Annotated in this window: 7 protein-coding genes; all 7 read right to left on the reverse strand. The window is 44.6% G+C overall.

What is annotated here, in order from left to right; translation table 11 throughout:
* Positions 1-9: 9 nt before the first annotated feature.
* The 7 genes from UYI_RS34415 to UYI_RS0101545 all read right to left on the reverse strand — a co-directional run bounded on the left by UYI_RS34415 (position 10) and on the right by UYI_RS0101545 (position 15,700).
* Positions 10-1,077 carry an IS630 family transposase gene (locus UYI_RS34415; protein ID WP_016864929.1) on the reverse strand — a complete coding sequence of 356 codons (1,068 nt, stop codon included), beginning with the start codon at positions 1,075-1,077 and terminating at the stop codon, positions 10-12.
* Positions 1,078-1,541: 464 nt separating this feature from the next.
* Entirely contained in the window at positions 1,542-1,967 is a 426-nt protein-coding gene (locus UYI_RS0101510) for a universal stress protein (RefSeq protein WP_016864930.1), read from the reverse strand.
* 230 nt (positions 1,968-2,197) lie between these two features.
* Positions 2,198-3,502, reverse strand: coding sequence for a histidinol dehydrogenase (hisD, locus tag UYI_RS0101515; RefSeq protein ID WP_016864931.1), 1,305 nt, complete (start codon positions 3,500-3,502; stop codon positions 2,198-2,200).
* A 1,244-nt stretch (positions 3,503-4,746) separates the two neighbouring features.
* Positions 4,747-8,796, reverse strand: a complete 4,050-nt coding sequence (locus UYI_RS0101525) for a DNA-directed RNA polymerase subunit beta'' (RefSeq protein ID WP_016864933.1) — start codon at positions 8,794-8,796, stop codon at positions 4,747-4,749.
* 96 nt (positions 8,797-8,892) lie between these two features.
* On the reverse strand, positions 8,893-10,770 hold the full coding sequence (locus tag UYI_RS39930) for a DNA-directed RNA polymerase subunit gamma (RefSeq protein WP_016864934.1): 1,878 nt from the start codon (positions 10,768-10,770) through the stop codon (positions 8,893-8,895).
* A 156-nt stretch (positions 10,771-10,926) separates the two neighbouring features.
* Entirely contained in the window at positions 10,927-14,250 is a 3,324-nt protein-coding gene (rpoB, locus tag UYI_RS0101535; protein WP_026085688.1) for a DNA-directed RNA polymerase subunit beta, read from the reverse strand.
* A 664-nt stretch (positions 14,251-14,914) separates the two neighbouring features.
* Entirely contained in the window at positions 14,915-15,700 is a 786-nt protein-coding gene (locus UYI_RS0101545) for a TatD family hydrolase (RefSeq protein WP_016864937.1), read from the reverse strand.
* Positions 15,701-15,733: the final 33 nt, after the last annotated feature.

Genomic DNA, 15,733 nt, shown 5'->3' on the forward strand with positions numbered 1-15,733 from the left:
ACCAATTCTCTAAAATCCGGCAACAGATAGAGCCTCAAGAATGTACTTTCGCCTAGCAATAGATGCAATGATAGATGTGGTTAAATTACCAATGTGAAAGTAAAGTGCAGAGCGCAACTCTTCAAGAGTTTTCGGCATTAACCAACGTAAATGACGTTTGAGATATTGCCAAACTTGTTCAATGGGATTCAGTTCGGGAGAATGGGAAGGCTGAAAAAATAAAATAATATTATCAGGCACACGAAGACGTTTAGCCTTATGAAAAGCACCATTATCCAATTGTAGAATCAAAAAGCTATCGCTAAAGTGTTGAGCTACTAAATCTAGAAATATCTGAAAACAGTCAGTATTGAGGTGTGAAAACTCCCAAAAGAAATGTTCTCCAGTTAAAGGTTCAATAATTCCATATAGATATGTTGCCTGAAACTTCCATTGATGTACTCCAACGGGTTTTACTCCACTAGAGGTAATTTTTCTACCTGTGATTGTCTTCAGCCCAATGCGTGTTTCGTCTCCACAGAAAAACCTAACTGTTGCCGTTGTGTATAACACTGTGACGCAAAAATAGTGCAGCATAGCTAGGTTCTCTGCTATTTTTTTTAAGTTTTCTACTTGGACTTGAGATTGCTCTATACTTTGTGGTCTTGGTACTTTCGGTGATGCTTCTAAGCGATAATGTACCAACTTATAGACAGTTTTATATTTCCCTTCAATCCCACAATTTTGCTTGAGCCATTCTACAATCTCCTGATAATTGTTAAATCCCTCTCGTTTTTGTAACTGCTGAGATAGTGCTTTTTCTGCCCACTTTGGTATTGCTCTCGGTCTACCTGGAGAATGCTTTTGTTGTAGTATTCCTTCTATTCCTTCATTTCGGTATACTCGTAGCCATTCCTGTACTGTCGAACGATTTCTGCCGATCATCTGTGCTGTCTTACTGACTGTTTGACTATACCCTGTTTTTAGTAAGTACAGTGCTTGAACTTTTTCTTTGATACTTGCTACTTTTTGTTCTAACAGCATCTGCTTGAGTTCTTCTGCACTTTCTTTGATGTCTAGATGATATACCCCTGACATTTTGATTCCCCAAATTAACCTTTTATCTCATTCTCTCATCTGTTGCCTTATTTTAGCGAAATGGTATTACACCATTTCACGTTAATCATAATACATTTAAATCCTGTACCAGACGTGCCATGGCACGTCTGGTACAACACAAATATTGTTTCACGTTTAAAGGGAATTGGTATTACACTTACTGTGATTTTTGCGAAAGCACTAAGGTATTGGATACTTCTATACTTAATTAATCACATTTATTTTTAAGCAAATTATCAAAAAATTCTTCTTTATACTAATAGTTTTAACTTCAAATTTGTACCACTCTTAAGAATTACCAACGTCTCGCCTTCAAATAAATAGCTTGCTCATAGCTTAAGTCTACTTAAGTAGACTCATGCTTTTATTGAGTAATGTCAAGATGACTTTTGCTATCAGCCAAAGATTTTAATCCTTCTGCCCTCAGCATAGCTGCCTTATCTTCAATTAAGCTTAACTACAAACACTGAGCAATGGGCTTCTTCTACTACTTGACTACTAACCGAACCCTGAACTATTCGGTTCATACCAGTTAATCCACGACTACCAATCACAATTAAATCAGCTTTGTAAATATTGGCAAGACGGATAATTTCTTCTGCCGGATCGCCAGTGACTAATTCTATTTCGCTTGCTACAGGTAACTGTGCTTGGTAAGATTGCAGTTGTTTTTCGATCTGTAGATAAGAAAGGGCTGGGGAATCTGAGTGAGGCCTATCGGCAGGCAATTCCATTTCTGAGTCAGGGGGAGGAAAAACATGACAAAGGACAACTTTGCTGTCTTTTGGTAATACTAAATCGTTTAAAGTTTCAATGACTCGCTCTGCAATGCCTGAAGAATCTAGAGCTACCAAAATAGTCTTTAGCACGGCTTGTATCTCCAAAAGCGCAAACCCCTGCAATTAAAATTGATGATTTTCAAGATTATACTAAGGTAAATGTAGTCTTAAAGTTTAAGTTTGACGCCACAAATTGGTTTTTGTCAAAAGTCTGGAGAAAATTTAATAATTGTTAGTGGTTATTTGTTGTTTGTTGTTTGTTGTTTGGGATTTATTGTCTTAACAACCAACTACTAACCATCAACTACCAACAATTTGATTTATTCTTCTTTTTGAACTCGCCGTCTTACGGAATCAGCATGAGAGGGTAAGCCTTCAGCTGCTGCTAGTGCATCAATTGCGCCTGCTACTTTCTCCAAGGCAGTTTGTGAGTACTGAATAATACTTGAGTGTTTGAGGAAAGTTTCGACTCCTAATGGTGAAGCATAGCGGGCTGTACCAGAGGTAGGTAAGGTATGGTTGGGTCCAGCAATATAGTCTCCTACTGCTTCCGGTGTGGAGTGACCTAAGAAAATTGCCCCAGCATGGCGAATGAATGGTAGAACTTTCTCCCAAGGATCTTCCACTTCTAGTTCTAAGTGTTCGGGAGCAAATTCATTAGAGAGTTCGGCTGCTGCCTGTAGGGATTCTACAATCACAATCAAGCCGTAGTGGGCGAGGGCTTTTTCTGTAAGGGTGCGTCTCGGGTGATCTACCAATTGTCTTTCTACAGCAACTTGGACGTTCTTAGCTAAAGCCGGATCCGTCGTCAATAAAATTGCCGCCGCCATTGGATCGTGTTCAGCTTGTGCTAACATATCTGCTGCTACATGAACGGGATTTGCGGTTTCATCGGCAATAATCAGCACTTCGCTCGGTCCCGCTAAAGAATCAATACCGACTGTCCCATAGACCAGTTTTTTTGCCAAAGTTACATAAATGTTACCTGGACCGGTGATGACATCGACTTTAGGGATTGTTTTCGTGCCATAGGCCAAAGCAGCGATCGCTTGCGCTCCACCGACGCGATAAATTTCTTGCAACCCAACTTCTTGGGCAGCTACCAATACGGCTGGGTAAATAGTTTTACTTGCTCCTGGTGGTGTCACCATAATAATACGGCGTACTCCTGCCACCTGAGCAGGAATTGCATTCATTAAGACCGTACTCGGGTATGCGGCACGACCACCAGGTACGTATATTCCTGCTCGATCTACAGGAGTATAGCGTTTGCCGAGAACTACTTCATCATCATCAAAGTGTACCCAGCTTTTTGGAACTCGTTGGCGGTGAAACGCTTCGATTTGACGACAAGCCAATCTAATTGCTTCCACCAATTGTTTTGAGACCTGTTGATAGGCGGCATCTATTTCTGAACCTGTAACCCGTAGTTCTTCTGGCTTGAGAATTTGATGGTCAAATTCTGCTGTGTAATGTAATACAGCTTTATCACCTTGGCGCTTCACCGCTTGCAACACTTCCCGCACTGTTGCTTCTTTATGAAGCACCTGTTCGTCATTGGTGCGATCGCAGATCCTTTGTAATTCTGATCTGACGTCTGCCTGCTGAGTAATGATTCGCAGCATGGAGTAAGGACAATGCCAACTTTAAAATATTCCCGCTTGAGAATGAGTTTTGCTTCTTGCCCTCAGGGGGAAGGGTAGCTAACACCAACTCTCTTTTCTAGCTTAACCTGGATTTTTTTGATACTCTCAAGGTTTGTAGCATATGAATTTTTTACAAAGGCTACTAAATTGTGATTGTTCTGGTCGGTTTCCGGCTAATTTAGCAGTACTTAGAAAAGTCTTACTAGTTACTCTCAATTGATAGCCAACCAATTACTACTTTTTTCATGTTTGTCATATCCCCAAAGTAGGGAGATAGATTGTTTTCATATTTTAGTCGGCTTTTGATTGCATAGGTAGGCTCTAAGTATACTTTCTACCTATATTTCTAATTTAGTAGCTAACATTATTGTATGGATACAGATGATCGGATGTCTAAATTTCGGTCTTTGAACTTTAGCTATTTACACTTTATTACCTCTATCAATAGATATCATTTGAAGATGGGTTAAATTTTAAGCGATCACAACCACTTGGCAACAGGTGGTGAATGAGATAACTGATTTATCGAGTACCTAATTTTAACGTATTTCTAGTGGTGAAAACAAAATATAAAGAGGCTTTCATAAATACTGTCAAACAAAAATGAATTTTTTCCTAAGGATGAGATCAATTGTCAACGAGGATTTTCAAATTGCCTGAGCCAGAAATTAACAGAGTAAATATACTTATTTATTTTCCTACAAATTCTCAAAATATTTCTGTCACTGATATAACAGATATATTTTTCTGTCTTGAAAATAAGGCAGATGGCACAAGGCAGAAGGGGTTCCCCACAAATTCGCTCTCCGAATCGCGAATTTGTGGGGCCCCGCAGATGGCAGAAGGGGTAAAAATTTTCATGTTTGGTTGTGCCAAAACAGCAGCGTGATTGACTGTCTTGAAAATGGGTGTGGGGGTGTAAGGTTGTAGGGGTGTAGTCAGAGTTAAATTTTCATGCCCTCGTTGTGTGATTTATCACATGAGAGTCTAGCTTGAAAATGGGTGTGGGGATGTAAGGGTGTAGAGGTGTAGTCAGAGTTAAATTTTCATGCCTGGTGGTGGAACTTGTTTAATAGGGACTACCCTCTGCCTTTCTTCGGTAAAAAAACTATAAAAGCTTTATAAGTCTTCTTAGTACTCTCTGCATATACACCCAGACTAACAAAAAGCGGGGATGTAGCCAACTTCACTACATCCCCGCCTGAATTTATGACTACGCTAGTTTATTCGTCGTCTTCGTCCTCGAAATCATCTTCATCGTAATCATCTTCGTCGTCTTCTGTCAGATCGTTGATTTCACTAGGAATCAAATCATCATCATCATCCAAAATCGACTTTGGTCTACTGCCATAAGTCATTTCTCCTACTCCTAGAGTTGGCGAATCCAAGTTGTAGGTACGGGCTGTGCGATCGTCCAGTACCATATCTAATGGATCTTCTACTTCATCCAAGACGCTACTGCTGAAGGAATCAGTGTAGTCTTCGACTATACCAGGTTCTTCGTAGGTATTAAAGCCTGTGCCAGCAGGAATTAATCGTCCGATAATCACGTTTTCTTTCAAACCACGTAACCAGTCAGATTTACCTTCTATTGCTGCTTCGGTTAATACCCGAGTAGTTTCTTGGAAGGACGCGGCAGAAATGAAGCTATCAGTATTCAAAGATGCTTTGGTAATACCCAACAATACGGGAGTATATTGCGCCCTCGCACCGCCGGTAATTGCCATAGCTTCGTTTACCTGTTCGATTTGACGTAGTTCTACCAATTCACCAGGCAGCATAGTGGTATCACCACCATCATCAACCCGCACTTTAGAAGTCATCTGGCGAACAATCACTTCAATGTGTTTATCAGCAATATCAATGCCTTGGGACTGATACACCAGTTGTACTTCATTCACCAGGAAGGTTTGCACCTTCTGTAAGGCATGGCTAGCACAGGCATAGACTCCATCTTCAGAACCAAGGTTAAAGAAGACTTCCAGGATCTCATGGGGGTTGGCTGGTCCATCTGTGAGTGTCTGTCCAGCACTGACTGTTTGCCCATCTGTAACTACTAAGTTCTGTCCAGGGCCAATGGTATAGTCTGTAACTACACCGTTAGGTTCGATCACTTTTACGGCGATCGCTTCATCACCATCACCATAGATGACCTTAACTTCTCCTGCTCTCTTAGCTAATATACATGCCTCTTTCGGCTTACGAGCTTCGAGGAGTTCTTCAATTCTCGGCAAACCTTGGATGATGTCTCCTGTCTTGGCGCGTTCAAATACTAGCAACACCAAGTTATCACCGCGCTGTACCAAATCGCCGTCTTCTACTTGTAAGATAGCACCACCACTGACGCGGTAGGGACGACCAACACGGATGGTAACAGAGTAGTTTTGAGTAGCCAGTGCCGATTCATCAGCCGCAGTTTCTCCTGCACTCTCTACTTTTTTCACAGCTACAACTTGCCCAGATTCTTCAGCAAAGACTCCAGGAGCAATTTCTGTACCCTCTACCACCAAGTCACCCGGCTTTAATTTGGGTTGGACAGCGCAATTCATCTTGATCATGTCGTGTTGTTGACGCAACACCAAGCAACGACGAACAGCTTCTGTACCTTTTTTGACGCCCCGGACAATACCACCTTCTTTACATAAGATTTGGGTGCGTGCTACTACTGCACCAGGAGCAATGGTTTGTCCGTCTTCAACTTCAAGGGTTGTATTTGTACTACCTTGAGTAGCATCAGCGGTAATATCTCGACGAACCGTTAAAGATTCCAAAATTACCAGCTGCAAACGTTGAATTTCTGGATCATTGGCATCAGGAACCAACTCAATATCTGCTGCCAAGGGGGAAGCTGTGTGGTCTTGCTCGTCTTCTTGCTCAATTTCCAACACTAGTTGGGTTCGCAGCAGTTCTACGCCTTCAACACATTTAACACGCTCAGAATCTTTGTAAGGCAGCCTTTGTACAGCCCGCAATTGAATTGAACGGGCAGTTTGCTGGCTCACGGATGTAGTAGAAGGCACATCAGGATTGTTGGGTACAGCATACTCAACTACCAAACGACTTAATAGGGCAGGGCCTTCTGGTGTTTCCACGTACTGAATGTAGCGCAGTTCATTAAAGGTTTGTCCCAGCAGTTCTTCACCAGGTTGGACAAAGGTGTTATCTTTGCTCATCACTGCTTCTGGGTCATCCACCATTAGCAGGTCTCCTGGTTTAATCACCACTTCTCGCAGAATGTCGTTTTTCTGGGTGACTTCGATGACGCCATTGTTTTGGCAGAAGATATCTTTGACTACCTCAGTACCAGCTTCAACATACTGACCGTCTTCCACTAACAGCAAGGAGATATCTTTATTAACTTCGTGGGTTTCTTCGGGAATCCACAGTAAAGTTCCGCCCTGCACCACTTCGTAACCTTGCTTGGCTTTACCTTTTTTCTGGACTTCTACACCAGCATATTTGAGCATTCCACCAGTAGTGGTACGATAACGGTCGTCAATCAACTCGGCGACTACCTGACCGTTTTGGACTTTTGTACCAGGGGTTGCCCTCAAGTTGAAGACTTGATTGTTACCAGTGCTAACTAAGTAGTTATTTTTACCTTGCGAGCTTTGGACAGTGACTGTAGCTTGGTCTAAAACTACAGAAGCTGTAATAATTTCAATCTCCCGTGTAGATTTGCCTGGGGTGGCTTCGGGCAAACGTACCACACCACCATGCTGGGTGGTGAGTTTGGTTTCTGCTAGAACACCATTGGTAGCGACAGTATCGTTTTCTTTGACTACCAATTCCGCACCAGGTGGTAAGTTATAAACTTCCCCTGACAAAATCCAGATCAAACCACCCCGTGCGGCTGTGGTGGTGGTGTTGCCTTGACGGTCAGTTTTTTGTTCGGCGACAACATCAGCGAACTTAACTTCCCCGGCTAAGTCAGACGCTACGTCTTTCACAGCTTTTTCTGTATTAGCGCGGGTTGTACGTCCGCCAAGGGCGACTTCTGCAATTAATTGACCTTGCTTGACTTGTTGTCCATCTACAACGTACAGTGTTGAACCTTGGGTAACAGCAATTTCCCTGCTTGTTGAGTTACCAGCATCCAAAGTTAATGTGCCGTTGGTTTCTACATACAAAGCATCTTCACCGTGACGGGTACGATAGGGTCTTGTGCGTAAGCGGCGGGGGAAACGGACTGTACCATCAATTACAGCGCGTTCTTGTTTAGCTACTTCCCCAGTGAATACACCACCTGTGTGGAAAGTACGCATCGTCAACTGAGTACCCGGTTCACCGATACTCTGAGCAGCAATAATACCTACAGCTTCACCCAAATCTACCATTTTGGCGTGGGCTAAACTCCAGCCGTAGCAATGTTGGCAAACTGATCGCGCTGCTTCACAAGTCAAGGGCGATCGCACTACTACTTCAGTTACACCTGATTTTTCGATGATTTTTGCCAAGTCGTCAGAAATCGGTGTATTTCGGGGTGCGATAACTTCGCCTGTGGTGGGATGTACCACATCTTCCGCCACAACTCGCCCCATGAGGCGGGTTTCTAGCCTAATCAAGGTCTTACCACCTTCGGTCATGGCCCGGATGGGAATTCCTCTGGTAGTACCACAGTCAAATTCCCGGATAATCACATCCTGGGAAACATCCACCAGACGACGGGTGAGATAACCGGAGTCTGCTGTGCGGAGGGCGGTATCTACTAAGCCTTTGCGCGCACCGTAAGAGGAAATAATGTATTCGGTAACGGTGAGTCCTTCCCGGAAGTTGGTTTTGATCGGTAAGTCGATAATTTCCCCTTGGGGATCTGCCATCAGTCCCCGCATCCCGACTAATTGCCGTACTTGGGAAATGTTACCCCTAGCCCCGGAAAATGCCATCATATACACGGAGTTGAGGGGATTTGTCTTTTTGAAGTGGGTGACAACTTCGTCTTTGAGAGCTTCAGAAGTTCCATTCCAGGTATCAATTACTTTTTGGAAGCGCTCTACTTCCGTAATTTCCCCACGTTGGTAGCGTTCTTCTGTGGCGCGAATTTCTGCTTCTGCGGCTTCCAGGAGCGATCGCTTGGAAGGAGGCACCATCAAATCTTCTACACTGATTGAAACCCCAGCTTTGGTAGCATAGCGGAAACCCAAATCTTTTAATTTGTCCGCCATCACAGCCGTCCGTGCTGTACCATAGTGCGTAAACGCCCAAGAAATCAAATTACGCAGTTGACCTTTGTCAACGACGCGATTGCGGAAAATCATTTTGTCGTTAGTCATTTGTCAATAGTTATTGGTAGTTGGTGGTTGATGGTTGATGGTTGATGGTTGGTTGTTCGTTGATTGTTACAAACAACTAACAACAAACAACACTTCCTAACTTGCTAGTGCTTCCTGAATCGCCTTATTGTAAATTACACGACCTGGTGTTGTGTATATATACTGAGAAATGAGATTTCCCTGAGCGTCTTCTCTGACTCGACGGTATTTATACAACTTAGTCACACTACCATCATCATTTTTAACCACTTCTCGTGGCTCATGATCTGCTTGGTCTGACTCAACTTCGCCGTCGTAGCGGACATAGATGTAGGCGTGCAGGTCTACCTGTTCCTGATCAAAAGCCATAATTACGTCGTCTAAAGAAGCAAAATAGCGTCCTGCACCCTTGGTGGCGTGGGGATTTTCTGCGGTTAAGTAATACGAACCTAACACCATGTCTTGGCTAGGTGTAATGATCGGCTTACCTGTAGCAGGAGACAAAATGTTGTTAGAAGCCAGCATCAATAACCGTGCTTCAGCTTGTGATTCCAGAGATAACGGTACATGTACCGCCATTTGGTCGCCGTCAAAGTCAGCGTTAAAAGCTGGACACACCAACGGGTGTAGCTGGATCGCTCTTCCTTCTACCAAAATTGGCTCAAAAGCCTGAATACCTAAGCGGTGCAGAGTGGGAGCGCGGTTGAGTAAAACTGGGTGTCCTTCAATCACTTCTTCCAAGACATCCCAAACACTGGGGTCAGACCGGGAGATCAGCTTTTTCGCAGCTTTAATGTTGTTTACCATGCCACTACGAATGAGGCGGTGGATCACAAACGGCTGGAATAGCTCAATTGCCATTTCCCGTGGCAAACCGCATTGGTGGATATTTAACTTTGGCCCCACCACAATTACGGAACGCCCAGAGTAGTCTACCCGTTTACCGAGCAAGTTTTGCCGGAAACGCCCTTGTTTCCCTTCAATAATGTCTGATAAAGATTTTAAGGGTCGGTTATTTGCTCCAACTACAGTCCGTCCGCGTCGACCATTATCAATTAATGCGTCTACCGCTTCTTGTAGCATCCGCTTCTCGTTGCGAACGATAATCTCCGGAGCTAAAATTTCCTGCAAACGTGCCAGACGGTTATTGCGGTTGATGACTCGCCGATACAAATCGTTCAAGTCGCTGGTTGCAAACCGTCCACCATCAAGCTGCACCATTGGGCGCAAATCTGGTGGGATGACAGGAATTACTGCCATTACCATCCACTCTGGTTTGGAGCCAGTGGCGATAAAGTTGTCAATTACCCGCAGGCGTTTAATGAGCTTTGCTCGTTTTTGACCTTTGGCGGTGGTAATTTCTTCCCGCAGAGTTTCAGCTTCTTGTTCGAGGTTAATATCAGCAAGTAGTCGCAGTAATGCCTCTGCACCAATGCCTACCTCTACACCTTGTAAAGTTGAATCTTCGCTGTAAATCTGATCTTCTATTTCTAGCCACTGATCCTCACTGAGTAATTGTTTATAGCTGAGGGTTTCAGCATTACCAGGGCTAAGAACAACATAGGAATTGAAATAAACAATTTGCTCTACATCCCGCAGTGGCATATCCAACAGGATGGAGATATAACTAGGAATACCTTTGAGATACCAAACGTGGGCTACAGGTGCGGCGAGTTTAATGTAACCCATGCGGTGGCGGCGTACTCGTGATTCGGTAACTTCCACACCACAGCGTTCGCAAACAATCCCCCGATGGCGCACTCTCTTATATTTACCGCAATGGCATTCCCAATCTTTTGCCGGGCCAAAGATGCGCTCGCAGAACAAGCCATCCATCTCTGGTTTGAGAGTCCGATAATTAATGGTCTCCGGCTTAGTAACTTCACCAACGACCTGACCATTTGGTAGTGTTCTTTCACCCCACTGACGAATACGTTCGGGCGATGCCAAGCCGATTTTAACGTAGTCAAACTGATTAGTTTGGGCGTTTCTCATCTGTTTAATGCTGCGTTTAAGTTATGACTTTACAAACAACACGGGCATAATTAGCCGTGCTAGTGGGAGGAGTATTTAGTTTTTAGTTGATGGTTGTTTGTTGTTGGTTGGTTGGAAAATCCAAACAACCACCAACTATCAACAAACAACCAGTATTTATTCTTCCTCTTCCATCGACTCGCGACTTAAGGATTCGTAGGTTGGACGTGGAGGTGTACGACGGGCACTATTGTCTGCCATCAAATCAACTTCTACGTCTACGGTACTGCCATCTGTTTGGGTTTCCACCTTGTGGACGGCAATATCCAATCCCAGAGATTGCAATTCTCGCATTAAGACTTTGAAAGATTCTGGTGTTCCTGGTCGAGGAATGGCCTTGCCTTTGACGATCGCATTTAGTGCTTCATTGCGCCCTTGCATATCGTCAGATTTGACTGTCAGCAATTCCTGCAATGTGTAAGCTGCACCAAAGGCTTCCAATGCCCACACTTCCATTTCTCCAAACCGCTGACCACCTTGCTGGGCTTTACCACCCAAAGGCTGCTGGGTAACTAAGGAGTATGGGCCAGTAGAACGGGCGTGGATTTTATCGTCTACTAGGTGTACAAGTTTCAGCATGTAAGCCACACCTACTGTCACTGGTCGGTCAAAGGGTTCACCAGTGCGGCCGTCATAGACCAAGATTTTGCCTGGGTCATCTGGGTTAAATACCCAGTTTTTGCCAGTTTCATCTCGTGCTTCTTGCAATTTGCCATGCACAATTGACCGGGATGCTTCTTCACCGTACATTTCGTCAAAGGGCGTAATCTTAAACCGCACTCCCATGATGTGACCAGCCCAGCCCAACAGACACTCAAATACCTGTCCAACGTTCATCCGGCTAGGCACACCCAAGGGGTTAAGGACGATATCTACTGGTGAACCATCAGGCAAATAGGGCATGTCTTCCATTGGCAATATCTTGGAAATAATTCCTTTGTTGCCGTGACGTCCTGCCATTTTGTCGCCGACTTGGATTTTCCGCTTCTGGGCTACATACACCCGTACTACCATGTTGGCTCCCGGTGGTAGTTCATCGCCTTGTTCGCGGGTGAAGATCCGCACGTCTACAACGCGTCCTTTTTCACCGTTGGGTACGCGTAAGGAATTGTCTCGTACATCCCGCGCTTTTTCCCCAAAGATTGCCCGCAGTAGTTTTTCTTCTGGTGGTTGGTCAGATTCACCTTTGGGAGTGACTTTACCGACGAGAATATCTCCAGCTTCTACCCACGCACCAATCCGGATAATTCCCTGTTCATCTAAATTCCGTAGGGCATCTTCACCGACGTTGGGAATTTCTCTGGTGATTTCTTCGGGCCCCAGTTTTGTCTGTCTAGCCTCAATTTCATATTTTTCAATGTGAATTGAGGTATAAACATCATCCTGTACTAATCTTTCGGAAATCAAAATTGCGTCTTCGTAGTTATAGCCTTCCCAAGGCATATAGGCGACGATGATATTTTGTCCCAGTGCCAATTCTCCACCTTCGGTAGAGGAACCGTCTGCTAGCACCTGACCAGCAACAACCCGTTCACCGATGCGGACGAGGGGTTTTTGGTTGAGACAAGTGTCTTGGTTGGAGCGCTGGTACTTGGACAGGATGTACTCGATTTCAGCAGGGGGTTTGGCGTTTTCCTCACCTGGGCGTACCCGTGGACGTACCCGGATCTTGGTTGCATCTACGTAGGTGACATCACCATCGGTGCGTGAGACAATTACCATCCCGGAGTCTCTAGCTCCCTGTGCTTCTAAGCCCGTCCCTACCAATGGACGCTCTGGTTTGAGCAGAGGTACGGCCTGCCGTTGCATGTTCGATCCCATGAGGGCGCGGTTAGCGTCGTCATGCTCCAAGAAGGGAATCATGCTCGTAGCTACCGACACAATTTGTACGGGGGAGACTGCGATATAGTCTACTTGTTCTGGGGTTGTGGTGGAGAATTCCTGACGATAACGTACAGGTACTTCCGGCCCAATGAGGTGACCATTTTCATCAATTGGTGCATCTCCAGCCGCTACCCGGAAGTCGTCTTCTTCGTCAGCAGTCATGTAAACTGGTGGCAAGTCATATCTGACGCGCCCATTTTCCACTGGCCGGAAGGGCGTTTCTAAGAAGCCGTATTGGTTCACCCGGGCATGGGTTGCCAAGGAACCAATCAAACCAGCGTTGGGGCCTTCTGGTGTTTCAATGGGACAAATACGTCCGTAGTGAGATGGGTGAATATCACGGACGGCAAAGCCAGCACGTTCGCGGGTCAAACCACCAGGCCCAAGGGCAGAAAGACGACGTTTGTGTGTCAATTCTGCTAAGGGGTTGGTTTGATCCATGAACTGCGACAATTGGCTGGAGCCAAAGAATTCTTTAATTGCTGCTACCAAAGGCTTGGGGTTAACTAAGGAAGCTGGGGTGAGAACTTCAGCATCGGATACAGTCATCCGTTCCCGAATAATCCGCTCCAAACGGTTTAAGCCAACCCTGACTTGGTTTTGCAGTAATTCACCAACGCTTCTGACTCGGCGATTTCCGAGGTGATCGATGTCGTCTATACTACCAATGTCGTATTCCAGGTTAATGAGGTAATCGACCGCTGCCAAGATATCTTGGGGGGTGAGTACCCGCATGGTTTCTGGTACTTGCAGACGCAGTTTTTTGTTGAGTTTGTAGCGTCCTACACGCCCTAAGTCGTAGCGCTTGGGATCAAAAAAGCGAGAGTCGAGGAGTTGCTGTCCACCTAAGACGGTAGGTGGCTCACCCGGACGCAGTTTGCGATATAGTTCCATCAGGGCTTCTTCTTCTGAGAATTGCCCTTCTTTTTCGATGGTTTTCTGAAAATATTCGGGGTGACGCAGAGCATCAAAGATTTCGTTATCTGACAGTCCCAAGGCTTTCAATAGTACTTGGGCCGACAATTTGCGGGTTTTGTCAATGCGTACCCACACTAAGTCGTTACGGTCTGTTTCAAATTTCAGCCAAGCACCCCGGTTAGGAATTAAACTAGCTGAATAAGTACGTCGTCCGTTTTTATCAATTTCTGATTTGTAGTAAACTCCTGGCGATCGCACGATCTGGTTGACAATCACTCGCTCAGCACCGTTAATAATAAACGTGCCGCGCTCTGTCATCAGAGGCAAATCTCCAATAAATACTTCTTGCTCTTTAATTTCCCCCGTTTCTTTATTAATCAAACGTGTGGGTACGTACATTTGCACAGCGTAAGTGCTATCCCGCCGCTTGGCTTCGTCAACGTCGTACTTTGGTTCCTTCAGTTTGTAATTCTGACCTAAAAAGTGCAGCTCAAGTTTGCCGGTGTAGTCAGTAATGGGACTAAAGGAGTTAAGTTCTTCAATCAGCCCTTCCTCTAAAAACCAGCGAAAACTAGAACGCTGGATTTCAATCAAGTCGGGCAACAAAAAGGCGGGTTCCATTATTGTGTCGTTAGTCATGCCTCTACCTTTGTCAACCTGGTTAAACTTGTCGGTGTGTGGGAACTTCTCCTTACACCACCTGCAAAGTGCAGGTGCAGGCAAACGGAGCAATTAAACCTGGAAAGAGCAATTTTGGCAAGAGGGAATTTGCCCCTTTTGCTGGATTTCTAAAAACAGAAGATGGTTCAGCTTTGCCCGAATGTATTTTGCTCTCTTCACTTCCCCTCCGAAAACCGCGCTATTGGTCATACGCAGTTCTTTTGACTGTTGCCTTTGTAAACTGTGGTGTTTTTCAACCCAGAGCGATGGTATCCTAGTACTGAGCAAATAATTTTCTCAGCCTAGCGCTTGTCTGTTGTAGCTTGAGGTTGTCGGATTATTCTCACAAAAAATTTCGTTTATAAATTTCTATAACTTTAATGCTTGAGCCAAAGTCTAGCTTTACCTAAACTGGAAAGTAGGTAGTCATAGGTTTTTAGCTTCATCTATGGAGCTTGGGAGGATGGTCAAGTGAACAGTAGTACAACAAAAGCCGAAAACTTTATAATTTGCCTCCTTAAACATTATGGCGCAAGTAAAGATTTTTTGGAGGGTACAATAATATCATAATTTTTGTCCCCTCAAATTTTCTTTTCCAGAAGATAGTTCCAGAAAATACACATAATACGTGTTTATATATTCCTTATAGTGTCAAACCGAATAATTCACAGGCATTTTGGGTAGTAATAGCTGCGATCGCTTCAGTTGTTTCTCCTCGGAGGCGGGCTATTTGTTCAGCCACGTAGCGAACATAGGCGGGTTCATTACGCTTTTCACCCCGCTTTGGAACTGGTGCGAGAAAAGGACAATCTGTTTCAATTAACAGGCGATCGCTTCTCACCATCGCAGCGGATGCTTGAATCTGTTTAGCATTTTTAAAGGTAACAGTCCCGCTAAAGCTGATGTAAAAGCCTAAGTCTATAAACCATTGAGTTTCCTCTGGCGTTCCACCCCAGCAGTGCATTACACCTCGTACACTCTCGCCTTTGAGATTTTTCCATTTTTGCAGTACGTCCCTGACTTCTGCCGTAGCGTTACGGCAGTGGATAATTACTGGTAAATTCAGTTCAGTGGCTACGCTCAATTGTGCTTCAAACACCATGCATTGCTGTTCGTAGTTATCGGCTTTATAAAAATCCAGCCCCGTTTCCCCAATTGCTACTACTTTCGGACCAGATTGAGCTAAAGATTTAATTTCATCTAGTGTTTGCTGATTCCATTTGTCTGCATCTAAAGGATGCAACCCCACAGCAATGCTAATTTCGGGAAACTGATGAGCTAGAGCCGCAATGCTAGAAAATTCTGCTGGCTCTACACAGGAGTGTACTAGACGCACTACACCTGCTTGTTGCCATCGCGATCGTACTGTTTCTAAATCTGACTGGAAAACGTCAAAGTTGATATGAACGTGGGTATCGATTAGCTGCATTGTTTATTTATTAGTCAAGAGTCCATAGTCAAG

The organism is Fischerella muscicola PCC 7414 (assembly GCF_000317205.1).
GTDB classification, from domain to species: Bacteria; Cyanobacteriota; Cyanobacteriia; order Cyanobacteriales; family Nostocaceae; genus Fischerella; species Fischerella muscicola.